This window comes from Methyloversatilis sp. S146-33, from assembly GCF_059552495.1.
This window is the reverse complement of sequence record NZ_JCANOT010000026.1, coordinates 206,903-227,244: the sequence shown is the minus strand read 5'-3', so window position 1 is coordinate 227,244 and position 20,342 is coordinate 206,903. Positions and strand designations below refer to the sequence as shown.

Annotated in this window: 20 protein-coding genes; 4 read left to right on the top strand and 16 right to left on the bottom strand. The window is 66.7% G+C overall.

Annotation, left to right across the window (positions count from 1 at the left end):
- Nucleotides 1-11: 11 nt before the first annotated feature.
- The 6 genes from AC51BJ_RS10615 to AC51BJ_RS10590 form a co-directional block, all read right to left on the bottom strand.
- Entirely contained in the window at nucleotides 12-1,355 is a 1,344-nt protein-coding gene (locus tag AC51BJ_RS10615; protein ID WP_496280189.1) for a DUF1329 domain-containing protein, read from the bottom strand.
- 19 nt (nucleotides 1,356-1,374) lie between these two features.
- The gene (locus AC51BJ_RS10610; RefSeq protein ID WP_496280188.1) at nucleotides 1,375-3,057 is read right to left on the bottom strand and encodes a DUF1302 domain-containing protein; all 1,683 of its coding nucleotides are present in this window, start codon (nucleotides 3,055-3,057) and stop codon (nucleotides 1,375-1,377) included.
- 423 nt (nucleotides 3,058-3,480) lie between these two features.
- Nucleotides 3,481-3,735, bottom strand: coding sequence for a tautomerase family protein (locus AC51BJ_RS10605; protein ID WP_304026868.1), 255 nt, complete (start codon nucleotides 3,733-3,735; stop codon nucleotides 3,481-3,483).
- The gene (dmpH, locus tag AC51BJ_RS10600; RefSeq protein WP_496280187.1) at nucleotides 3,732-4,535 is read right to left on the bottom strand and encodes a 2-oxo-3-hexenedioate decarboxylase; all 804 of its coding nucleotides are present in this window, start codon (nucleotides 4,533-4,535) and stop codon (nucleotides 3,732-3,734) included. Before dmpH ends, AC51BJ_RS10605 begins: the two co-directional genes overlap by 4 nt.
- Nucleotides 4,532-5,329, bottom strand: a complete 798-nt coding sequence (gene dmpE, locus AC51BJ_RS10595) for a 2-oxopent-4-enoate hydratase (RefSeq protein WP_496280186.1) — start codon at nucleotides 5,327-5,329, stop codon at nucleotides 4,532-4,534. The genes dmpH and dmpE overlap by 4 nt, the downstream gene beginning before the upstream one ends.
- 19 nt (nucleotides 5,330-5,348) lie before the next feature.
- Complete coding sequence (locus AC51BJ_RS10590; RefSeq protein WP_496280185.1) at nucleotides 5,349-6,809, bottom strand: 2-hydroxymuconic semialdehyde dehydrogenase; 1,461 nt, start codon at nucleotides 6,807-6,809, stop codon at nucleotides 5,349-5,351.
- 455 nt (nucleotides 6,810-7,264) lie between these two features.
- Here AC51BJ_RS10590 and AC51BJ_RS10585 point away from each other — a divergent pair, with 455 nt between their 5' ends.
- Both AC51BJ_RS10585 and AC51BJ_RS10580 read left to right on the top strand, forming a co-directional pair.
- Nucleotides 7,265-7,786 (top strand): ATPase, encoded by a 522-nt coding sequence (locus AC51BJ_RS10585; protein WP_496280184.1) that lies wholly within the window; start codon nucleotides 7,265-7,267, stop codon nucleotides 7,784-7,786.
- The gene (locus AC51BJ_RS10580; RefSeq protein ID WP_496280183.1) at nucleotides 7,783-7,998 is read left to right on the top strand and encodes a hypothetical protein; all 216 of its coding nucleotides are present in this window, start codon (nucleotides 7,783-7,785) and stop codon (nucleotides 7,996-7,998) included. Before AC51BJ_RS10585 ends, AC51BJ_RS10580 begins: the two co-directional genes overlap by 4 nt.
- A 109-nt stretch (nucleotides 7,999-8,107) precedes the next feature.
- Here the strand turns inward: AC51BJ_RS10580 and AC51BJ_RS10575 are convergent, their stop codons facing one another.
- The 9 genes from AC51BJ_RS10575 to AC51BJ_RS10535 all read right to left on the bottom strand — a co-directional run bounded on the left by AC51BJ_RS10575 (nucleotide 8,108) and on the right by AC51BJ_RS10535 (nucleotide 15,354).
- Entirely contained in the window at nucleotides 8,108-8,500 is a 393-nt protein-coding gene (locus AC51BJ_RS10575; RefSeq protein ID WP_496280182.1) for an acyl-CoA thioesterase, read from the bottom strand.
- 42 nt (nucleotides 8,501-8,542) lie between these two features.
- Nucleotides 8,543-8,803, bottom strand: a complete 261-nt coding sequence (locus tag AC51BJ_RS10570) for a hypothetical protein (RefSeq protein WP_496280181.1) — start codon at nucleotides 8,801-8,803, stop codon at nucleotides 8,543-8,545.
- Between the two features lie 55 nt (nucleotides 8,804-8,858).
- Nucleotides 8,859-9,917 (bottom strand): NADH:ubiquinone reductase (Na(+)-transporting) subunit F, encoded by a 1,059-nt coding sequence (locus tag AC51BJ_RS10565; protein ID WP_496280180.1) that lies wholly within the window; start codon nucleotides 9,915-9,917, stop codon nucleotides 8,859-8,861.
- Between the two features lie 11 nt (nucleotides 9,918-9,928).
- Nucleotides 9,929-10,285: a phenol hydroxylase subunit P4 gene (locus AC51BJ_RS10560; RefSeq protein WP_496280179.1), complete on the bottom strand. Its 357-nt coding sequence runs from the start codon at nucleotides 10,283-10,285 to the stop codon at nucleotides 9,929-9,931.
- A gap of 10 nt (nucleotides 10,286-10,295) precedes the next feature.
- Nucleotides 10,296-11,843, bottom strand: coding sequence for an aromatic/alkene/methane monooxygenase hydroxylase/oxygenase subunit alpha (locus AC51BJ_RS10555; protein WP_496280178.1), 1,548 nt, complete (start codon nucleotides 11,841-11,843; stop codon nucleotides 10,296-10,298).
- Between the two features lie 10 nt (nucleotides 11,844-11,853).
- Complete coding sequence (locus AC51BJ_RS10550) at nucleotides 11,854-12,123, bottom strand: MmoB/DmpM family protein (RefSeq protein ID WP_496280177.1); 270 nt, start codon at nucleotides 12,121-12,123, stop codon at nucleotides 11,854-11,856.
- Nucleotides 12,116-13,129 carry an aromatic/alkene monooxygenase hydroxylase subunit beta gene (locus AC51BJ_RS10545; RefSeq protein WP_496280176.1) on the bottom strand — a complete coding sequence of 338 codons (1,014 nt, stop codon included), beginning with the start codon at nucleotides 13,127-13,129 and terminating at the stop codon, nucleotides 12,116-12,118. Before AC51BJ_RS10545 ends, AC51BJ_RS10550 begins: the two co-directional genes overlap by 8 nt.
- Nucleotides 13,130-13,179: 50 nt before the next feature.
- Nucleotides 13,180-13,416 carry a phenol hydroxylase subunit gene (locus AC51BJ_RS10540; protein WP_496280175.1) on the bottom strand — a complete coding sequence of 79 codons (237 nt, stop codon included), beginning with the start codon at nucleotides 13,414-13,416 and terminating at the stop codon, nucleotides 13,180-13,182.
- A 240-nt stretch (nucleotides 13,417-13,656) separates the two neighbouring features.
- On the bottom strand, nucleotides 13,657-15,354 hold the full coding sequence (locus tag AC51BJ_RS10535) for a sigma 54-interacting transcriptional regulator (protein WP_496280174.1): 1,698 nt from the start codon (nucleotides 15,352-15,354) through the stop codon (nucleotides 13,657-13,659).
- Nucleotides 15,355-15,569: 215 nt separating this feature from the next.
- On the opposite strand from AC51BJ_RS10535, the gene AC51BJ_RS10530 reads away from it, so the two are divergent.
- The gene (locus AC51BJ_RS10530; RefSeq protein WP_496280173.1) at nucleotides 15,570-16,640 is read left to right on the top strand and encodes a Rieske 2Fe-2S domain-containing protein; all 1,071 of its coding nucleotides are present in this window, start codon (nucleotides 15,570-15,572) and stop codon (nucleotides 16,638-16,640) included.
- Nucleotides 16,641-16,657: 17 nt separating this feature from the next.
- Here the strand turns inward: AC51BJ_RS10530 and AC51BJ_RS10525 are convergent, their stop codons facing one another.
- The gene (locus tag AC51BJ_RS10525; protein ID WP_496280172.1) at nucleotides 16,658-19,333 is read right to left on the bottom strand and encodes a helix-turn-helix transcriptional regulator; all 2,676 of its coding nucleotides are present in this window, start codon (nucleotides 19,331-19,333) and stop codon (nucleotides 16,658-16,660) included.
- A gap of 80 nt (nucleotides 19,334-19,413) precedes the next feature.
- On the opposite strand from AC51BJ_RS10525, the gene AC51BJ_RS10520 reads away from it, so the two are divergent.
- Nucleotides 19,414-20,328, top strand: a complete 915-nt coding sequence (locus tag AC51BJ_RS10520; protein ID WP_304026607.1) for a LysR family transcriptional regulator — start codon at nucleotides 19,414-19,416, stop codon at nucleotides 20,326-20,328.
- Nucleotides 20,329-20,342 lie beyond the last annotated feature (14 nt).

Here is a 20,342-nt window from a genome sequence, read left to right as displayed (position 1 = left end):
TGAAGGCTGCGTCAGCGTACGCCGCGCACGACCATGCCCTCAGGCGTCAGCAGGTTGGCCGACGGCGGCGGCTCGGCGATCTGGATCGGGCTCTTCTCGTCGGTGTTCAGCGTGACCGTGTAGGAACCCTTGATGAAATCCATCGTGACCCAGTGACGCAGATTGACCGCGGGCATTTCCGGCATCAGGGTCGGATAGCCGACGCTGGTGTGCCACAGCCGGCCCTGCGCGTCCCAGGTGTTGCCGATCACCATGGTCCAGCTGTCCTCGTCGGCATACAGCTTGCGGCGCGCACGCACGTCGCGCTGGCCCTCGCGCACCGTGCCCTCGATCTCCCACACCCGGTGCAGCTCCCAGCGCACGGCGTCCGGATTGGTGTAGTTCTTGCCGATCAGGTCCTTGTGCGGCGTCAGCAGCAGGCGGTTGTTGTTGTAGGGGATGAACATTTCCTTCTTGCCCACGATCTTCCACTCGTAGCGGTCCATCGGGCCGAAGAAGATGAAGGGCTGGTCGAAGAAATCGACGCCGGAGTTCACGAAGTTGGGCGTGTCGCAGCACAGGTTGGGCGCGCGACGCACGCGGCGCTGGCCGACCAGGTACTGCCAGGAGGCGCGGGTGTTGTCCAGGCTGTCGCGGAACATGAGCAGTTCGCCGGCGCGCACCGACGGTGCGCTCACCGACTGCAGCACGCCGAAGTAATAGCCTTTCTGCAGCGACTCGACCGACTCCGATTTCTCGTAATACGGCACGCGGATTTCGTTCACCGCACCGGTGGCCAGCGCCGAGGTGCCGCTGGCGTCGATCACGTAGCTGTGCATCGGCCACACGATGCCGGCCGGATGCACCCGCAGGTTGTGGTTCCACACCACTTCGGCGCCGCTCTTCGGAATCGGGAACGGGGGGCCGCCGAAGGCGTTCTTGACGGCGAAGCCCTCGAGCTTGGTGCGGGTGGCGTTCTTGAAGGTTTCCTCGTACACCCACTCCGGAGCGGCCGCGGTACGGTGGGTCTTGTAGACGTTGAGCTTGTACTCCGGGTACTTCTTCAGCAGATAGATCTGGCCCTCATCCAGCTTGTCCGCGTACTGCGCCATGTTGGCCGCGGTGACGGTGAACAGCGGCTTCTCGTCGGCGAAGGGATCGATGCGCGGCGTGCCCTGCTTGTAGCCGGCCGGCGCCTTGTTGTAACCGCCGCTCCAGGCCGGGATGCTGCCGTCCTTGTTGCCGGCCTTCTCGGCGCCCAGCGGCGTCAGGTCGGTTTTCAGTCGCGCAGCCTCTTCGGCGGTCACCGCCGCCAGGGCACTCGACGCGGTCGCCAGCGACAGCAGTGCGGCCGACAGTGCGTTCATCAGTTTCATTTCGTGTCCTCCGTCGTTCTTAGAATGTGCGCTGCAGCGTGAGCGATACGAAGTCGCGGTCCGCCAGGCTCTGCTTGAAGGTGAGATCGGGCGTCAGGTCGGGACGCAGCACCACGGCCGGACCTTCCGAGCCGAAGTAGTGGGTGTAGCGGATGCCCGCCTTCCACACCTGCTGGTAGAGCGCGTTCACACCGATGCTGAAGTCGCCGCCCTTCTCCACGCCGCCGTTGAACTGCGCCACGGCGCCCGAATTGCCCTTGGGGTTGTAGCCGACACCGATCGGCATCGACAGGTCGAGGCCGGGCAGCGCCTGGAACCAGTTCGGCTCCAGAATGAAACGCAGACCCCAAGCGTCGCGCGACGAATTCGGGTCGAGCGCGGCGCGGTTGCGGGTGACGCTGGTGACGCGGTTCCACGCGACTTCGGCCAGCAGCATCGCGCTGTCCCAGAAGGCGGTGCGGTTGAACGAGAAGATGGCCGACAGGTTGGCGTGCGCGGTCTTGCCGACGGCATACAGCGCGTCGCCGTTGATGCCGGCACTGCCGGTCGGGCTGAGATCGATCTCCGGCGCGCTGACCAGCGGCGCGTTACGGCGGAAGGACACTTCACCGGACAGGTTGAAGTCGGCCACTTCGGTACTGAAGCTCATGCCGTAGGTCTTGATGCCCTCCGGATAGACGTGCTGGAAGTTGGCTGGCGCACCCGGCACGCCCAGCGCACCGAGCGGGCGCAGGTAGGCCTGCGGCAGCTTGTCGTGATAGCGCGCCGCGTAGAAGCCGAACTCGGTGTCCATGCCTTCCGGCCGCCAGCGCAGCTGCACGCCGCCCTGACCGGAATCCTTGGCGCTGAGGTCGTCCACCCGCGCCACCGACGGCGCCAGGCCGACCGGGCCGAACAGGAAATTCTCCGAGCCCATGCCCAGCACATCGACGGTCGAGAAATAGCTGCCGGAGGACGGGATGCGCGACTTGCGCCACTCGAACTGGTAATAGGCGCCGACCGAGAGATTGCTCTTGATCTGGTACTGCGCCGAAATCTGGTTCACCGGCAGGATGATTTCCTTGAACTGCGAGCCAGGCACCGACAGCAGCTTCACCACGTCGACCGGCTGCTGCGCGCCGGCAATGCCGTTGGCGCCGAAGAACAGCGTTTCGCCGTACAGCACCGAGTGACGGCCGAGGCGGAAACCGCCGTCCTCGTTCTTCGCCCAGATGAAGGCATCGAGCAGCTCCGCCTTGCGACCGTGGATTTTCTCGGTGGCGTCGGTGAATTCGTCGAAGGGCACCGAAGTCTGGTTGGCGCGCAGCGGGCTGTCGTGGTCGTTCGAGCGGTTGTACACGCTGTCATACCAGGCGGCGGCGCTGACGCGCGCACCGAAGCGCTGCTTGTAGGAGAGGTCGAGTTCGCTCAGCACATCGACCCGGTTCGAAATGAGGCCGCGGTCGAAATTGCGGTCGCCGTCATCGAGGTCGATGTTGGCCGAACCGACGGCGACGTCGTCGACCAGCGCCGACGAGCGCTTCTCGACCCGCCAGGCGGCGCTGTACTTGAAGGTGTTGTCCCAGCGGATCTTCAGATCCGGGTTGTCGTTGCTGATTTCGAAGCCGTATGCGGCCGGCGTCGAAAACGCGGCGGCGATGGCGAGCAGCAGCGCCTGCCGGTGAGCGGGGCAGCGACCTGCGCCCGGGATGCGTTCGAACATTACCTCTCCTCCTTTTTTATGGAGCCGATCCCTGTGCGCCGTCTTTCACGCGGCGATGCAGGCGGCTGACGGGTCCGGAACCGGTGCTTGGCGATACACGCACTACCCTGCGTGCGGTGCCGCTTCGCCAGCGCCTGCCGGGTGCGTCGGAACGGTCCGCAAGCGGAGCTTTCCGGCGCCGGGAACGACTTTTTTCGGGTCGTCTGATCTGACAATAAGAGCGGCAAGCCATGCCGTCCAATACTTTTTGTCAGCCATATCGATACCTAGAAAGTATGCATATGCGCGTTTGAAAGCCCTCCTCCGCGTGTCGAAACCGCAGGTCAAAACACTTTCAATTCATGGGTTTGGGCAGCCGCATGACGCGGCATGCCCGGCGATGTCTGCGCTGCTGGCCACAGGCCGACCACGCGCCGAGGGTGCTCAGATGCCTTCAGGCACCTGCTGCTTCTCGGTACGCAGTCCGGCGGTCACGCCGGCCACTGAAAAGTCTTCGCTGCCGTGCTCGGTCACCAGGATGCGTACGGTTTCGGCCTTCACGCCGAGCGTGGTGCACACGGCGTCGGTGATGGCGGCGGCGACCGCGCGCTTCTGTTCGACGCTGCGGCCGGTCATCAGGTGCATTTCTATGATGGGCATGCTCTCCTCCTTGTCGTTTTTCTGCGATGCGCGATTCAGGCCACGAAGCGCATCGATACGTCGCCCAGTTCCTGGAAGCGGGCGCTCACGCAGTCGCCCGGCTGGACCGCGATCGCTTCGGTAATGCCGCCGCTCATGACGAAGCTGCCGGCCGGCAGCGTTTCGCCCTGTTCAGCCAGGATGTTCACCAGCATGGCCACCGCCTCGGCCGGGTGGCCGAGCACCGCTGCAGAGGCCGCCGCGGCGACGATTTCACCGTTCTTCTCCATCACCACGCCCAGCGTGCGCAGATCGATGTCGTCCGGGCGTCGCGCCCGGCCACCGCCGACGAAGCGGGCGGACGAGCCGTTGTCGGCGATGACGCTGGGCAGGTCGAACTTGAAGCCGGAAAAGCGCGAGTCGATCACCTCGACCGCGGGCAGCACGTAATCGGTCGCTGCCAGCACCTGTTCGCGGGTGCAGCCGGGGCCGGCCAGCGGCGCACGGGTGACGAAGGCCACTTCGCACTCGACGCGCGGATGCACCATGTCGCCGGTCGAGATGGCGGAGTTCTCCGGGCGTGCCATGTCGCTGGTCAGGAAGCCGATGCTGGGCTCGTTCACGCCCATCTGCACCATCTTGGCTTTCGAGGTCAGGCCCACCTTCCAGCCGACCTGCCGGTGGCCGCGCGCCAGCCAGCGGCGGCGCAGTTCGGCCTGCACCGCGTAGCCGTCGGCCACCGTCATCGCCGGGTATTCGTCGGTCAGCTTGGGAATGGCGTAGGCACGGGTCTGCGCGCCCTCGACGCGCTCGCACAGGCGCACGATGTCCTCGCGTGACAGCGTTACTTCACTGCTCATACCGCGCTCCTTCCGGAAAACGTCACGCGGCAGCTGCCCAGCCCGCCGACCGTGCACACCAGTTCGTCGCCGCCGGTCACCGGCACCAGCGCCGACTGCGAACCGGACAGGATGATTTCGCCGGCACGGAACGGAATGCCGAGCCGGCCCAGCGTGTTGGCCAGCCAGGCCACCGCGTTGGCAGGCGAACCCTGCACCGCGGCGCCGACGCCGGTCGAATGCAGTTCGCCGTTCTTCTCCAGCACCATGCCGGCCATCGTGATGTCGAGTCGGCGCGGGTCGCCGCGCGTCTCGCCAAGCACGAACACGCCGCAAGAGGCGTTGTCGGCCACCGTGTCCTGGATGCGGATCTTCCAGTCGGTGATGCGCGAATCGACGATTTCGAAACAGGGGACGACGTAGTCGGTGGCGTGGATCACGTCCATCGCGGTGATGCCCGGCCCCTTCAGGTCGTGCTTCAGCACGAAAGCCAGTTCGGCTTCGGCCTTGGGCTGTATCAGCCGCCCGAGGTCTATCGGCTCGCCTTCGCGATACACCATGCCGGACGTGAGCTGTCCGAAGTCCGGCTGGTACACGCCGAGGAAGTTCTGCACCGGCTTGCTGGTCACGCCAATCTTCTTGCCGACGATGCTCTCGCCTGCATCGAGCCGGCGCTGCACCATGCGCAACTGTATGCGGTAGGCATCGTCCAGCGTGATGTCCGGTTCGCGTTCGAGCAGCGGCGCTACGGTGCGGCGCTCGACCAGGGCCTGGTAGAGCTCGTCGCCGTAAGCCTGGATCTTTTGTGCGTCCATGATGTTATGAATGAGAAGGTCAGAGCTTGACGCAGACGTTGCGCAGCTCGGTGTAGAACTCCAGCGAATGCACGCCGCCTTCGCGGCCGATGCCGGACTGCTTGGAGCCGCCGAAGGCGGTGCGCAGGTCGCGCAGGAACCATGCGTTCACCCAGGTGATGCCGACCTCGATCGCCGCCGCCATGCGGTGTGCGCGCGCGAGGTCCTGGGTCCAGATCGTGGTGGACAGGCCGTACTCGTTGTCATTGGCCAGCGCGGTGACTTCCGCCTCGCCGTCGAAGGGGCGGATGTGGCAGCAAGGGCCGAAGATCTCCTCGCGCACCACCGCTGCGCTTTCCGGCAGACCGGTCCAGATGGTCGGTTGCACCCAGGCGCCCCCGGCCAGATCGGCCGGCATGTCGGGCACGCCGCCGCCGGTGACCACGGTTGCGCCCTCCTCGACCGCGCGCTGGTAATAGCCCAGTACCTTGCGCCGGTGCTCGTGGCTGATCAGCGGGCCGTAGGTGGTGGCGTGGTCTTCCGGCCGACCATATTTCACCGCCTCGGCGCGCACCTTGAGCGCCTGCACGAAACGCTCGAACAGCGGGCGCTCGACATAGACGCGTTCGGTGCCCAGGCAGACCTGGCCGGAATTCAGAAAGCAGGAACGGAACACGCCGTCGACCGCGGCATCGAAATCGGCGTCGGCGAACACGATGGCGGCATTCTTGCCACCCAGTTCGAAGGACACGTCGCGCATGCCCTTGGCCGCCGCCTGCATGATCACTTCGCCGGTGCGGGTTTCGCCGGTGAAGGTGATGGCATTGACGCCCGGATGCGCGGTCAGGACGGCGCCGGCCGAATCCGGCCCGAAGCCGTTCACCACGTTGTACACGCCGCGCGGCACGCCGACCGTATTCATCACCTCGCCCAGCAGCGCGGCTGTCAGCGGCGTCTCTTCCGACGGCTTGACCACCACGGTGTTGCCGCAGGCCAGCGCCGGCCCGACCTTCCAGGTCATCAGCAGGAAGGGCGCATTCCACGGACACACCACGCCGATCACGCCCTTCGGCACGCGCAGCGTGTAGTTCAGCGCGCCGCGCCCGTCCGGCGTCGGCGTCTGGAAGGATTCGTTGGCGACGTTCTTGATCACGTCGGCGAACACCTTGAAATTGGCTGCGCCGCGCGGAATGAAGGCATGCTTCATCACGTGCTGCGGCTGCCCGGTGTCCGCCATTTCGGCGGCGACGAAATCGTCGAAACGGCGGGTGATCTCGTTGGCCACGCCGTACAGCAGCTCGACCCGCTGGTCCAGCGTGAGCCGTCCCCACTCGCCCGTCAGCGCACGCCGCGCGGCCGCGACCGCCGCATCCACCTCGGGCTGTCCGCCTTCACTGATCCGGGCCACCAGACTGTTGTCGACCGGCGAGCGCTTGTCGAACTGCCTGCCGCTGAGACTCGACGTGTATTCACCGTCGATGAAGTGATCGATGACGCGCATGCATGCTCCGTTGAGAGTGGGCCGACCGGTCGCACCTGCGGGCGCGGTGAGCACCGGAACGGTCAGGTTGAAAACAGTCTATGAGCCGCTTCTCTATACCGTCCAATACCTTTTGGCTCGACATCAATACCAATTTAGTATTGGGCCCACGATGAACGATCCGTGCGTTCCGGTCGGCTGCATTGCCCGGCATCCGCGTCACGATATCGGGGACGGAGCATGGGTCGAGACGACAGTTCTCCCACGCAAAAGAATCCCATCGGCATCCGACTTGCGTCGCCCACCCGTCGAACTGATAACGTTCGTCTTTTCGGCTGAAGCCGGCAGCCCTGTGCGCGCCGGACCGGTATTCGACGTATTGCCCGGTGTCACTGGCGCGAAATGGATCTTGGCCGCGGCCTACGCCATCGCGCCATCGCCTTCAGGCAGAAACCTCGGACTTCGCAGGTGCAGTGATGAATCCTGAACACAAGATCATCATCATTGCCGGCCCCAACGGGGCAGGCAAAACCACTTTTGCCCGGGAATTCCTGCCCAACGAAGCGGCTTGCCCGATATTCGTGAATGCCGACCTGATAGCCGCAGGTCTGGCGCCTTTTGCGCCCGAAACGGCCGCCGTACGGGCAGGGCGTCTGATGCTGGCGGAGCTGGCGCGGCATTCTGCAGCCCGCGAGAGCTTTGCCTTCGAAACCACGCTGTCGGGACGCACCTATCTGCGCCACATCGATCAATGGCAACGTGCGGGATACCGGGTGGAGCTGATCTTTCTGCAGCTCAACCACGCCGACGAGGCGGTGGCCCGTGTGCAACAACGTGTGCGGCAAGGCGGGCACGACATTCCGGAGGAGGTGATTCGCCGCCGCTTCGCTGCGGGCCTGGACAACTTCCACCGCCACTACGCCCCGGCGGTCGACGCCTGGGTCCTGTATAACAATGCAGGTGAGAGCCCCGTGCTGCTGGACTGGAGCGAACGATGAACACCAAGAGCATTGACCAGGCGAAGAACGACGATCTGCGCGGTTCGTGGCATGCCCTGCAACGGGCGGCCCAGCGCGCACGCGCGCTGGCGGCGCAGACCGGCACTGAGCTGATCGTCGGTCGAGCCGGCTGCATCGAACGAATCAGACCGCAGTCGGAACAGACCGGACAACAGGTGCAGGAAGACGCTGCATCCTACGGGGATAAGTGACGAAGCCTTCGACAGCCGAGCCCTTCCTGTGCGGGCGCACTTTCGCCGCGGCGGGTGACGGAACTCACCACCTCGTCTGACGAGGAGCGCGCGCCGACCAACGTGGCGGTCAGGCGCGTACCGCCGGGCCATAGCACAACGCGCGGACGACCTCCGGCAGTGCCACCGGGCGGCCGCTGGCGGCGTCGGTCCACACCAGCACGACACGCGCGCGGGCGCACACCGGGCCGTCCGGATGCAGGCGGATTTCGTGTGCGGTTTCCAGACTGCTGCGGCCGGGGCGGCCGACCTCCACGCTGACCGCGACCTGTGCCGGCGCGCTCACCGGCGCCAGGAAGTCGCATTCGATGCGGGCGACCACCGGCAGCGCGTCGGCGGTGGGCTGCGCGCCACCCGGGCTGAGGCAGAACCCGAGGGCCTCCAACCAGTCGACGCGGGCCTGTTCCATGTAGCGGAAGCAGGGGCTTTCTGCCGCCGAATCGTGCGCCACGCGTACAGCCATTGCGCCACAGGGCCAGACGGGCCGACGCAGTCTGACTGGCCGTCAGGCCAGGAGGTCCAACGCAGCCATGTGGCGCAATGGCTGTGCGCCCTCCGGGTTGCCCTTGGGCCACCCTCGCACTGCGTTACGCTCCTTGACGAGACGGCCAGTCTCGACTGCGTCGCGCGCCTTGTTCGAGAGTGGCCCAAGGACAACGTGACGTACGATTCGGCGGCAGAAAGCCCCTGGCGTGTTATTGACATGACCATAGGCGTCGAGATCGCCCCAGCGCACCGGCATGACGGAGAGGCGTACCTGTTTCATCGGAACTCTCCTGCGGCCTCTCGGGGCCGGGCGGTGCGCGCCCGCCCCCGGAGGCTCAGATATTGCGGAACAGCGGGCTGCGCACCTGCTGGGCGTCAGCGGCGGAAACGAACTTTTCGCAGTAGATGTCCTTCTCGAACAGCCGCCCCTGCATCAGCGTAGCGATGCAGGCCTCTATCATGCGCGGCGGGCCGCACAGATAGGCTTTCCAGCCGCGGAAATCGTTGTCGAAGGCGGCCTGCGCGGCCTCGTGCGCAAACCCGCGGAAGCCTTTCCAGCCGCTGTCCGCCGGCTCGTCGGACAGCGCCGGCAGGTAGCGGAAATGCGGATGGCGCGCCGCGAGCTGCAGGAATTCATCGTGGTAGTACAGCTCGTCGCGGCTGCGTGCGCCGTACACCAGCGTGATCGGCTGCGTATCGCGGCGCTCCAGCAGATCGAGGATCATCGAGCGCGGGCTGGACAGCCCGGAGCCGCCGGCCAGGAACAGCGACGGCAGCGCCGCCGAGTGGCGCACGAAGAAGCGGCCGTAGGGCCCGGACAGCTGCACCCGGTCGCCCGCCTTCAGCGCTTCGTGCACCCAGGTGGTGCCACGGCCGCCGGGCACGATGCGGACGTTCAGTTCGACATCCTGAGCGGACGACGGCGGCGACGCCAGCGAAAACGCGCGCGTCATGCCGGGCTCGGCGCCGATGTCCAGGTTGATGTACTGGCCGGCCTGGAAGTGCAGCGCTTGGTCGAGCCGGATGTGCACCGCCTTGATGGTCGGTGTCAGCGCCTCGATGCGACTTACGACGCCGCCGAAGTCGCGCACCGGAATCGATTCGGCGTCGGCGTCCTCCTCGACATCGGCTTCGATGGTGACGTCGCTTTCCAGTCGCGCGCAGCAGGCCAGGGTCTTGCGCTCCTCGCGCTCGAAATCCATCAGCGCGAAGCTGGACGCCTCGCCATGATCGACCTCGCCGTCCACCACCTGCACCTTGCAGGTGGCGCACAGACCGTGACAGCAGGCGTGCGGCAGATAGATGCCGGCGCGCAGGCTGGCATCCAGAATGGTCTGGCCGTCCTCGACCTCTATGGTCTGGCCGAGCGGTTCTATCGTGAGCTGATAGGTCATCGCCGCTCCACTCACACGGCGCCCGGCAGGGCTTCGAGCCCCGGCGTCTGCAGCCGCAGCACTTCCTTGTGGCCGATGCCGTTTTCGGCCAGCGAGCGCTCGAAATCCGGCTCGAACGGTTCGCCTGAGCGCATCCAGCGCACAGCCGACCAGTCGATGGACGACCACTGCGGATGCACCGACCAGGCTTCTGCCAGCGGGCCGCGCACCAGGTCGCCGAAGCTCAGGGCCGGCGGCAGGCACAGGCAGACCGGCGCGTAGAACATAAGGTGCTTGTCCCAGCCGACATAGAGCAGCCGGTTTCCGTGGAAGCGGTCGACCGTGTCTTTCGGTACGCCGACGTAAGGGGCAATGGCAACGACGGGCATGGCGGTCTCCTCAGTTCCGGGTGGCCTGGGCGCGCCAGGCGGCAAAGTTCTTCTGGTCTTCCGAGCCCTCGAAATCGAGGTTGTCGCGACCGTGGGCGAGGTGCCAGTAATCGAGCACCGACTTCAGCGGATCGAAGTCCGGCGCGGTCGGGTCGGCACCTTCGGCAAAGCAGTTGCCCTGCCAGATCTGGTGCGCCGGCAGCCAGGCCTCAACGTACTTGTCCGGCTCGCGCTCGAAGATGTGCTGGCAGTGGTCGGAGCAGAAGTGGTACTTGTCGCCCTGGTGTGTGACCTGGCGATACGAGATCTGCGTGGCATCGTCGGCTTCGGTGAACATCATCGGGATCTGGCACACCTGGCACAGCATGGGTAGCGTGGTGTTGTAGAAGCGCTTGCCCTGCTTCTCCCTCTCCCGGTAGTGCTCGAAGCGCGGGCGGTACAGGCTGTCGAAGGTGTCCGGGTACTTGGACGACAGCCAGTCCATCTCCTCCTCGGTCGGCAGCCAGGTATGGAAGTTGGTCATCTTGCCGGCGGTGTAGAAGGCGTTCCACGCCTGGTGCGACAGGTGGTCCTTCTCCTTCTTGATCAGTTCCACGCAGTCCGGCACCTTGATGCCGTAGCGCGCGAGGTCCTTGAACAGCGCCATGCCGTTCTCTTCGAAATACACCTCCCACGCTTCCTTCCAGCTCATGATGCGCTTGGGCAGCATGTAGTCCATCAGCATGGCGACGATGGACAGCAGGCGCACGCCGCGCCATACCCACTTGTCTATCCAGGCCTGGATGATGGGCAGATTGGCCGGGTCCTGCTCCAGCATGAACTTGATCACCTCTAGCCCTAGCGTCATGTGGCGCGCCTCGTCAGACTGCGCCGAGAAGCCGAATGTCATCGCGCCCATGTCGCCGTTGTAGGCGGCGCCGGAAATGAAGGGCACGAACACCAGATTGGTGAGCACGTACTCGAATGAGAAGCCGATGGCGATGATGAACTCGAAGGGGCCGCAGGTGCAGGCGTCCTCGAAGAAGCTCTTCGGCACCGACAGGTACCAGAGACGGTCATTCATGTGCTTCCAGTCGTGGAAGCCGTTGTAGAAGCGGTTGTAGTTCGACAGCGAGTGGATCTGCGTCTGCGCGTGGCGGATTTCGTCGATGGCCTGCATCTGGCAGGCGATCTGCGGCCCGACGCCCGGCAGTTCGCGACCGAGCCGGGCGAAACCGCGGTGCGCGTTGTATTCCAGCGACGGCACCGCCGACAGGAAGATCTTCAGCGCATTGATGTAGCGCGCGTCAGTCACGCCGAGGTGGCCGTTGTTCTGCGCGTAGGCGTCGACGATGGCGTAGAGCTTGCGTTCCTTCTCCGCCTGGTACTTCCAGTAGGCATCCATGGTCAGCCGGAACGGGTCTTCCCACTTGTCCCAGTCGTGGATCCGGATGCCTTCGTAGCGGGTCTGCGGGAACACCGCGTCCATCGGCTCGTAGCTGGTTTCCCAGCCCAGGCCGCGGGTCATCAGCGCGTACTTCTCCTTCAGGCCCAGCTTCTTCTTCACGTTCATGTCCATAGCGTTCTCCTCAGCGGTCCCAGCTCAGCGTCAATTCGTCCTCGGTCTCATCGACGTGACCGGACAGCGATATCAGGTGGATCTGCACTTCCTGCAGGTCGAAGTCGCGGCCCAGCCGCTCCTCGATGGATGTGCGGCGGATGACCAGCCGGCCGGGCACGTCGATCTTCACCATGGCCGGCTGGCGATTGACGATCGCTTCCGGGTTGTCGTCGACGATGGCCTCGACGATGCAGCGGCTGTCCTCGTTGGCCTGCAGCGCGATGAACACCTTAGACATGGCCGGCCTCCCGCAGCGCCAGGCCCAGCTTCGCGACGCGCGCGTCGAAGGCTTCGGTCACCGTGTCCAGCACCTTCTCGCCGCCCTGGTCGAAGGCCAGTTCGGCGATCGGCAGCAGGGCCTCGCGCACGCGGGCGCGCCAGTGCGCGAGCCAGCCGGCGATCAGCGTCGCGTTGGCAGGCGACTCGGCAGCCGCGGTCTTCACCGTGGCGTCCACCCAGCGGCTGGATTCGGCGAACCACTCGTTCATGAAGGCGCACACCATGGCCACCGCGGCACCGCCCTCGGCGTTGAGCCGGCCATCGACGAAGCGGGCATACACCAGCGGATACAGCAGGCCGTCCTGCACCAGGTTCTGCGCGACGAACAGTTCGAACCAGTCCTTCACCACCAGGCTGTTCTCGACCTGACGGCGCAGCGGCTGCCAGCGGCCGTCGCCCAGCCAGCGACTGCGGCCGTCGTCCAGTTCAGCTGGACCGGCCAGCCACAGGCCGATGCGGGTGAGGTACTGGGCGATACCCAGATGGTCCATGCCGTGATACATGCAGGGCTGGGTGACCGCGGTGCCGTAGCCGTAGGCGCACATGCCGACGTTGTTCAGGTTGGCGCCGTAGGCGACGTGGCGCAGCGGCACCAGCACGTCGAGCGCGCGCTGGCGCACCGCGTCCGGCATCAGGTCGGCCAGGCCGCGCGTATCGACGAAGTCGAAACCGGCTTCGGCCGCTTCCTGCATGCGGGCACGCGCCAGCGTGTAGGTGCCGTAATAGAACTGGCGCGGGTCCTTGAAGGCGTACCAGTCCTGCATCAAGATCGCGGTACGCGCCGGGTCGTACAGCTGGTGCGCGGGATCCCAGGTCGGGCGGTACTGCAGGTTGGCGCTGGGCTGAATGTCCAGCGTGCCTTCCTGATAGCGGCTGGCCGTCTTGTCGGCGCCGATGCGCCGCGCGATGTGATCGAAGGTATGGCGCAGCGGCGTGATCGCCACCGTACGCAGATCGATGTGCATGAGGTGCTCCGGGTGTCGACGCAAGCCCGCGACGCGGGCCGGCGCGGGTTTCAGCTGGGGAGTGCGGACAGGGCGGGGTCTTCCTGTCCGTCGTCGATGCGGGTGACCGAATGGATGCCGCAGAACTCGTCGAAGGCCCGGATGGGCAGCATCATTTCGACGAACAGCGCGCGCTCGCCGATGGCGAACTCGAACTCGATCAGCCCGTCGGGCCGGCGCTGGGTGACACGAACGAACTTGCGTGCCAGCAGGTCCTGCGGGCGTTCACCCGTCTGCATTTGCTGCATTGCGATTCCTCCTTGTCCTGTCGGATGGGCGTCCGGCCTTGTCGGGCGGCCGGATCGGTGCTGCACCCCGATCAATGCAGCCGGCGTGCCAGGCCGGGCAAGTCGTTGAAGGACAAGGCAAGAGGAAAAAACGGCGGGCGCGCAGGCAGGTTCTGGCCTGCCAGAAACGTCAAGCGTGGAAAGGGCGCCGTACAGAATTGTCAACGCGGCTTTTACGCTGCAACGCAGCGCAAACGGAGGTCACAGACCGGCTTCGAGGTCCTTAAGCCGGTAGGCGATCTGCCTGCGGGTGACGCCGAGCAGACGGGCAGCTTCCGACACGTTGCCGCGCGCGCGAGTGAGCGCTGCGCGCATCAGCGCCCGCTCGTGCTGTTCCAGGTCGAAGCCGGGCACCAGCAGGCGGTCGAGTACGTCGGCATCCATGCCGGCTTCGCTGCCCGGCGCACACAGGCTGCCCGAACTGCCGATGGCCTCGCCCTCGTCGGCCGTCGGCTCGATGCCGGCGAACAGGTGGTTCGCTTCGATGAAGCCGCCCTGCGGCACCAGCAGCACACCGCGCTCGACCATGTTTTCCAGTTCGCGGATATTGCCGGGCCAGTCGTAGGCCTGCAGGCTCTGCAGCGCGCGGTCGGTGAGCCCGGCCAGCCGCTTCTGGTAGATGGCGGCGTACTTCTCGACGAACAGTTCGACCAGCAGCGGAATGTCGGCCAGCCGCTCGCGCAGCGGAGGAATGACGACGGGATAGGTATTCAGCCGGTAATACAGGTCGGCGCGGAAGCGCCCTTCCTTGACGGCGCGACGAAGGTCCACATTGGTGGCCGCGACCAGCCGTACGTCGACCGTGCGCGTGCCGTGATCGCCCAGACGCTCGATCTCGCCGGTCTGCAGCACTCGCAGCAGCTTGGCCTGGGCGGCCGGCGAAATGTCGCCGATCTCGTCGAGGAAAAGCGTGCCGCCGTGCGCGCGCTCGAAACGGCCGGGCCGCGACTGCTGTGCGCCGGTGAAAGCGCCGCGCTCGACGCCGAACAGTTCGGACTCGATCAGCTCGTTCGGCAGTGCCGCGCAATTGACCGCAACGAAGGGTTTGAGCTGGCGCGGGCCATTGTCGTGCAGCCAGCGCGCGAACATTTCCTTGCCGACACCGGTTTCGCCCAGCAGCAGCACGGTGATCGGGTTGTCCGCCGCCTTCTGCATCAGGTCGAAGGCAGCGCGAAAGCCCTGCGACACGCCGATCAGATTGCCGCGGCCACGCTGCTCGCCGAGCGAGGCACGCAGCTGCGACACCTGCTCCTGCAACGCCATCAATTCGCCGACGATGCTCTCCGGCTCGAAGTAGCGGATGTGTGCTTCCGCATCCTCGCCCTCCCACTCGTCGGCCGCCTTGCCCTCGATCACGCAGCAGGGGTCGCCGCGGCTCACGCACTGGGTTTCGCGGAACACCACGAAGCGGTTCATGAACTGGGTGACGTAGCCGGAGGCGTAGCCGATCATGGTCCAGCAGGCGGGCTCGTCGCCGAGGCCGAAATCCTGCAGCTGGGCTTCCGCCTCCCACGAATTGTCCCAGCGGAAAGTGCCGTGGAAATGGCCGCGCTTCAGGTCCAGTTCCGAGTGCAGCGTGCTCGCCCGCACCAGCCCCTCCAGCCGGTGCAGCTGCGGGCCGAGCAGGAACACGTCTTCCAGCGCGCCGTCGCCGACCAGGCGCTTGGCCAGTTCGGCGTCCTGCTGGCCGGACACGAAGCCCATGCGTACCAGCAGCGCGCGGGCGCGCTCCTGCCCGAGCGAATTCAGCAATTCGCGGCGCAATGCACCGAGCGCGCGCGCATGCAGCAGCAGCATGCGGTTTTCCTGCAGCCAGATCCGACCTTCTTCGGTGCAGAAGCGCAGGTGATTGCGCAGCGCAAAGCGGTCCAGCAGGTCGGGTTCGTTGTTGTCGTGCATGCAGACTCCTCGCGGGCGTCGTCGCGCGCCCTGCTCCTCGCGGGTCACCTTAGCGTGTGCCGCGACTCGCTGTCCAATACCCGGCGCCGCACCGCCACATACCGCAGCGGTATGCCGCCCTCCCGCCGGGAGGGTGCGTGCGCTGCGCATCGGCCTCACCGTGCGCGCTGGCTGCATCGCCGCAGCCAGCCCGACCACGACATGAGGAGACACCGATGTTCCTGAAGAACTGCTGGTACTGCGCCGGCTGGGATCACGAACTGAGCCAGGGCCGCGACGCGCTGCTCACCCGCCGCATCGCCGGCGAATCGCTGGTGCTGTACCGGCGGCCGGATGGCGGCGTGGTAGCGATGGAGGACCGCTGCTGTCACCGCCAGGCGCCGCTGTCGCTCGGGCGCAAGGAAGGCGACGCCTTGCGCTGCATGTACCACGGCTGGAAGTTCGGCCCGCACGGCCGCTGCATCGAGATTCCTGGCCAGACGCAGATACCGGAGCGCGCCTGCGTGCGCACCTTCCCGGTGGTCGAGCGCGACAACTGGATCTGGGTGTGGATGGGCGAGCCGGAGCAGGCCGATCCCGACCTGATCTGCAAGGCGGTCGGCCCCGGCCACCCGGACTGGAACCTGCGCACCTCCAAGGTCCGGGTAGACACCAACTACCGGCTGGAACTGGCCAACCTGTCCGACCTCACCCACATCTCCTGGGTCCACGACCAGACCTTCGGCGGCACCACGGTCTATGCCAGCACGCGGCCGAAACACACGCTGAAGGCCCGCGGCATGGACACCGAAATCTGGCTGCGCGGCGTGCCGGCGCCGCGCTTCGCCCAGCACCTGTTTCCGCCGGACATGGTGTTCGACCTCTACTTCCTGTCGCAGATGAGCTTCCCCTGCAACTTCATCCTGCACTTCCAGGTGTATTCCGCCGGCACGGCAACCGAAGGGCCTTCGAACGGGCAGCTCCTGCTGGACACCTTCTCCAGCCAGGCCGTCACGCCGTGCGACGCCGACGCAGTCGATTACTACTACTCCTGGGGAGCCAGCAAGGCGACCGACGCGCCCGGCCTCGGCGATCTGCTGTACGAAGCGATCAACGAAGCCTTCCTCGAAGACAAGCGCATCCTCGAAGGCCAGCACCGGCGCATGAAGGAAAAGCCGGACTTCCGCACCGTGGACTACGCGCACGACGCCGGTCCGGGCAAGCTGCTGTGGCTGCTCGACAAGCTGCTGAAGGAGGAGGCCGCGGGACCGGCGACCACGGTCACCACCTGCGCCGCGACCGCCTGACGAACAATCCCGTCCGCTCAGGCGATCAGGCCGCGCTGGCGGGCGGCGCGCACCGCCAGCGGCCGGCGGCGCACGCCCAGCTTCTCGAAGATGCGCTTCCAGTACCACTTCACCGTGGTGTCGGCCAGGCCCAGCCGGGCGGCGATCTCGGCGGTCTGCAGATTGGCGGCGGTCAGGCCGAGGATGTCCAGTTCGCGGGCCGACAGGCTGCGCGGGTCTTCCGGTACGGCAACCGCCGACGCGAGGTCAGCAGCGCCGCCGTCGAATGCGCCGAGCAGCGCGCCGCACAGTGGGTCGCCCTGCTGTTCGGCCAGCAGTGCGCGTATGTCCTCGCCCTCGTCGACGAAGCTGCGCACGAAGTCCGCGCTGTCACGCCAGCGCAGCGCATCAGCCAGTGCATGGCGGGCGGTGACCGGGTCGCCGCTGCGCCGGGCCAGCGCAGCGAGCAGCAGCGACAGCCGCAGCGCCGGCGTCAGGCACTGACGCTCGGCCGCCCAGCGGCTCCAGCGCCGCAGCCGGGCCAGCACGTCGGCATGCGCACCGCGCTCGAAATCGACCCGCGCATGCGCCATCACCAGTGCCAGCCGGTCGCTGCCGCAGAAGGCATCGGCCGCCGGCGGCAGACCCGGCGGTGCGAAGCCGGCCAGCAGGCGGGCGGCCTCCTTGACGTGACCGTCGAGCAGGTACAGCCGCACCCGCTCCGCATGCACGTGCGCACGCAAGCGCGGCAGCCGGTACTCGTCGGCCAGGCGCAGCCCGCGGTCCAGCGCAAGATGGGCAGCGTCGTTCTGCCGCCGCGCGCGCGCCAGTCGGGCGGCGGTGAGATGGCGGGCGATGACCGAATCGACCAGGCCGAATTCGGTGGATTCGCCGTGCGCGGCAGCACAGCGTTCGAGCAACGCGTCGACTTCGCCCAAGCGGTTGCCCTCGTAGGCCAGCGCCGCCAGCTGGGCAGCCGGCATCGCGGCCAGCAACGAAGCTTCGCCGTGGATGCGCACCGCAGCCCGGCAGGCCTCTTCGAATGCTGCGCGCGCCAGCGCGAGTTCGCCGCGCACGGCATGGGTGCTGCCGATGACGGTTTCGCTGAACACCATGCCGTACAGCGCGCCGGTGTCGGCGAAGCGCTGACGGAAGGCGGCGGCGCGGGCGGCGGTGAGTGCGCAGCGATGGCTTTCGCGCTCGCACATCATCTGCGCCACCGCGACCGAACCGCTCATGAAATCGCCACCGCCGCCGTGCGCGGCCAGCCATGCATGACCTGCAATCAACGCGCCGTCCAGATCGTCGGTAAACACCTGCAGCATGAACTGGCGGTGCGCCAGCCGGGCATGCAGCGCCGGACCGTCGGCACCGCTCAGGTTCGCGTGCGTCGCGACCGCGGCCAGCGCGTGGCGCGCTTCGGCAAAACGCCAGCGTATCGTGTGTTCCCACGCCAGTTCGAGCTGCAGCCTCGGCTGCGCGTCGGCCACCGGCGGCGGCAGTCGGGCTGCCAGCGTGCGCAGCGTGGCCGTACGGCCGCTGACGAACAGCGAGGTGCTGATGCCGTCGACCAGTGCGCCGGCGCGTGCGTTGTCGCCGGCGGCCAGGGCGTGTTCGATTGCCGCCTCGATCTGGCCGTGCGCCGCCAGCCAGTCGCAGGCGCGCCGGTGCAGCACCGGTACCGTCTCCGGCCGGACGCGCCGCAGCCGCTGCCGCAGCAGGTCGGCGAACAGCGGGTGATAGCGGTACCACGCGCGCTCGCGGTCGAGCGACAGCAGGAAGAGGTCGCGCCGCTCGATCTCGTCGATCAGCGCGCGACTGCCGCCGCGGTCGAACAGCGCGTCGCACAGTGCATGATCGAAGCGCTCCAGGATGGAGGTGGCGAGCAGGAAGTCGCGCAGCGCCGGCGGCTGGCGGTTGAACACCTCTTCCATCAGGAAGTCCGCCACGTCGCGGTCGGCGCCGGAAAACTGTTGCAGGAAGGTATCGACATCGCTGGCGCCACCGAGCGCGATCGCCGCCAGTTGCAGACTGGCCGCCCAGCCTTCGGTGCGCGCGTGCAGCCGGCCGGCCTGCGCCTCGCTCAGCGGCGGCGCGGCAGTGCCCCGCATGAAAGCGACGGTTTCAGGCAGCGAGAAAGCGAGCGCCCGGGCGTCGATGTCGACCACGTCGCCGGCGGCCCGCAGCCGGGCCAGCGGCAATGCCGGCATTCCGCGCGAGGCGATCACCCAGTGCACCGGGTCCAGCGGTGTGCGCAGCAGTTCGCCGAGCAGGTCGAGCACGCCGCTGTCCTCGACCATGTGCAGGTCGTCAAGAATCAGCAGCAACGGGGCATCGAGCGCAGCGAAGGCAGACCGCAGCGCCTGCAGCAGCGCCGCGGCGGACGGCGCCTCGCCCTGTTCGCCGCCGCTGGCCAGCAGACGCTGCGCTTCCGGCGCGACTCGGCCGCTGGCCCGCTGCAGCGCCTCCAGCAGGTGAGCACTGACACGCACGACGTCGCCGTCCTGCGCGTCGAGCGTAAGCCATGCGGCCGCCCTGCCGCGCTTGCGCCAGTCGTCGTGCATCTGCGCGGCAAGACGGGTCTTGCCATAGCCGGCCGGTGCAGTGATCAGCACCACCCGGGCAGGTTCAGCTGGAACGAGGCGCGGACGCGGCAACGACATCCGTCGCCACGTCGGCGCCTGCAGCTTGGAATGCAGCAGTTCAATCGTCATGCGTACATGCCCGGTCACCACCACGTGTGCGGCGTTAGAATCCGGCCCTCTTGCGCAGCGCACTCCAGGCCGTCGATACCGTGGATCTGAGACATCTCAAGTACTTCATCGCCGTCGCCGAGGAACAGAACATTGGCCGCGCGGCGGCACGGCTGAACATATCGCAGCCGCCGCTGACGCGACAGATACAGCAGCTCGAGGAAGAGCTGGGCGTGCGGCTGTTCAATCGCACGCCGCGCGGCATGGAACTGACACAGACCGGCGAGGTGCTGCTGCACGAGGCGCGCAACATCCGCTCGCTGGTCGAACAGGCGACCGAGCGCACACAGCGCGCCGGCCAGGGCAAGCTGGGCCGGCTGGACGTTGCCATCTTCGGCTCCGCCATCCTCGATTCCATTCCCAAGCTGCTGCTCGCTTTCCGCCGCCAGTACCCGGAAGTGAACATCGTGCTGCACACGATGACCAAGAGCGAGCAGATCGAAGCGCTGCGCCAGCGTCGCATCACCGTCGGCTTCAACCGCATGCTGGCGCCGCTGCCCGATCTGTCGACCACGCTGGTGGCGACCGAGAAGCTGCTGCTGGCGGTGAACGAAGGACACGAACTGGCCAGCGAGGAAAGAGTACCGCTCACCGTGCTGGCAAAGTACCCGATGGTGCTGTTCCCGACCGGCCAGCGGCCGAACTTCGTCGACAAGGTGATGGGGCTGTGCCGCGACATGGGCTTCGCGCCACAGGTGTCGCAGGAGGTGGGCGACGCGGTGACCGGTGTCGCGCTGGTGGCGTCGGGCTTCGGTGTCAGCCTGGTGCCGGAATCGGTCACCAGCCTGAAGATTCCGGGCGTGGTGTATCGCCCGCTGAAGAACCCGCCAGCGCAGGCCACGGTGGACCTGAGCTGCCTTTACCGCTCGGACGACGAGTCGCCCATCCTCGCGGCCTTCCTCGACACGGTGCGCGAGTTCCGCGAGGAACATGAGCGGCGCCGGGCCTCGTCCTGAGCGGAAGGCCGCCC

What these genes read in the sequence shown, in the direction of transcription:
- AC51BJ_RS10615 (WP_496280189.1), bottom strand. Translation starts at nt 1,355, where the DNA reads ATGAAACTGATGAACGCACTGTCGGCCGCACTGCTGTCGCTGGCGACC.
- AC51BJ_RS10610 (WP_496280188.1), bottom strand. Translation starts at nt 3,057, where the DNA reads ATGTTCGAACGCATCCCGGGCGCAGGTCGCTGCCCCGCTCACCGGCAG.
- dmpH (WP_496280187.1), bottom strand. Translation starts at nt 4,535, where the DNA reads ATGAGCAGTGAAGTAACGCTGTCACGCGAGGACATCGTGCGCCTGTGC.
- dmpE (WP_496280186.1), bottom strand. Translation starts at nt 5,329, where the DNA reads ATGGACGCACAAAAGATCCAGGCTTACGGCGACGAGCTCTACCAGGCC.
- AC51BJ_RS10590 (WP_496280185.1), bottom strand. Translation starts at nt 6,809, where the DNA reads ATGCGCGTCATCGATCACTTCATCGACGGTGAATACACGTCGAGTCTC.
- AC51BJ_RS10585 (WP_496280184.1), top strand. Translation starts at nt 7,265, where the DNA reads ATGAATCCTGAACACAAGATCATCATCATTGCCGGCCCCAACGGGGCA.
- AC51BJ_RS10580 (WP_496280183.1), top strand. Translation starts at nt 7,783, where the DNA reads ATGAACACCAAGAGCATTGACCAGGCGAAGAACGACGATCTGCGCGGT.
- AC51BJ_RS10575 (WP_496280182.1), bottom strand. Translation starts at nt 8,500, where the DNA reads ATGGCTGTACGCGTGGCGCACGATTCGGCGGCAGAAAGCCCCTGCTTC.
- AC51BJ_RS10570 (WP_496280181.1), bottom strand. Translation starts at nt 8,803, where the DNA reads ATGAAACAGGTACGCCTCTCCGTCATGCCGGTGCGCTGGGGCGATCTC.
- AC51BJ_RS10565 (WP_496280180.1), bottom strand. Translation starts at nt 9,917, where the DNA reads ATGACCTATCAGCTCACGATAGAACCGCTCGGCCAGACCATAGAGGTC.
- AC51BJ_RS10560 (WP_496280179.1), bottom strand. Translation starts at nt 10,285, where the DNA reads ATGCCCGTCGTTGCCATTGCCCCTTACGTCGGCGTACCGAAAGACACG.
- AC51BJ_RS10555 (WP_496280178.1), bottom strand. Translation starts at nt 11,843, where the DNA reads ATGGACATGAACGTGAAGAAGAAGCTGGGCCTGAAGGAGAAGTACGCG.
- AC51BJ_RS10550 (WP_496280177.1), bottom strand. Translation starts at nt 12,123, where the DNA reads ATGTCTAAGGTGTTCATCGCGCTGCAGGCCAACGAGGACAGCCGCTGC.
- AC51BJ_RS10545 (WP_496280176.1), bottom strand. Translation starts at nt 13,129, where the DNA reads ATGCACATCGATCTGCGTACGGTGGCGATCACGCCGCTGCGCCATACC.
- AC51BJ_RS10540 (WP_496280175.1), bottom strand. Translation starts at nt 13,416, where the DNA reads ATGCAGCAAATGCAGACGGGTGAACGCCCGCAGGACCTGCTGGCACGC.
- AC51BJ_RS10535 (WP_496280174.1), bottom strand. Translation starts at nt 15,354, where the DNA reads ATGCACGACAACAACGAACCCGACCTGCTGGACCGCTTTGCGCTGCGC.
- AC51BJ_RS10530 (WP_496280173.1), top strand. Translation starts at nt 15,570, where the DNA reads ATGTTCCTGAAGAACTGCTGGTACTGCGCCGGCTGGGATCACGAACTG.
- AC51BJ_RS10525 (WP_496280172.1), bottom strand. Translation starts at nt 19,333, where the DNA reads ATGACGATTGAACTGCTGCATTCCAAGCTGCAGGCGCCGACGTGGCGA.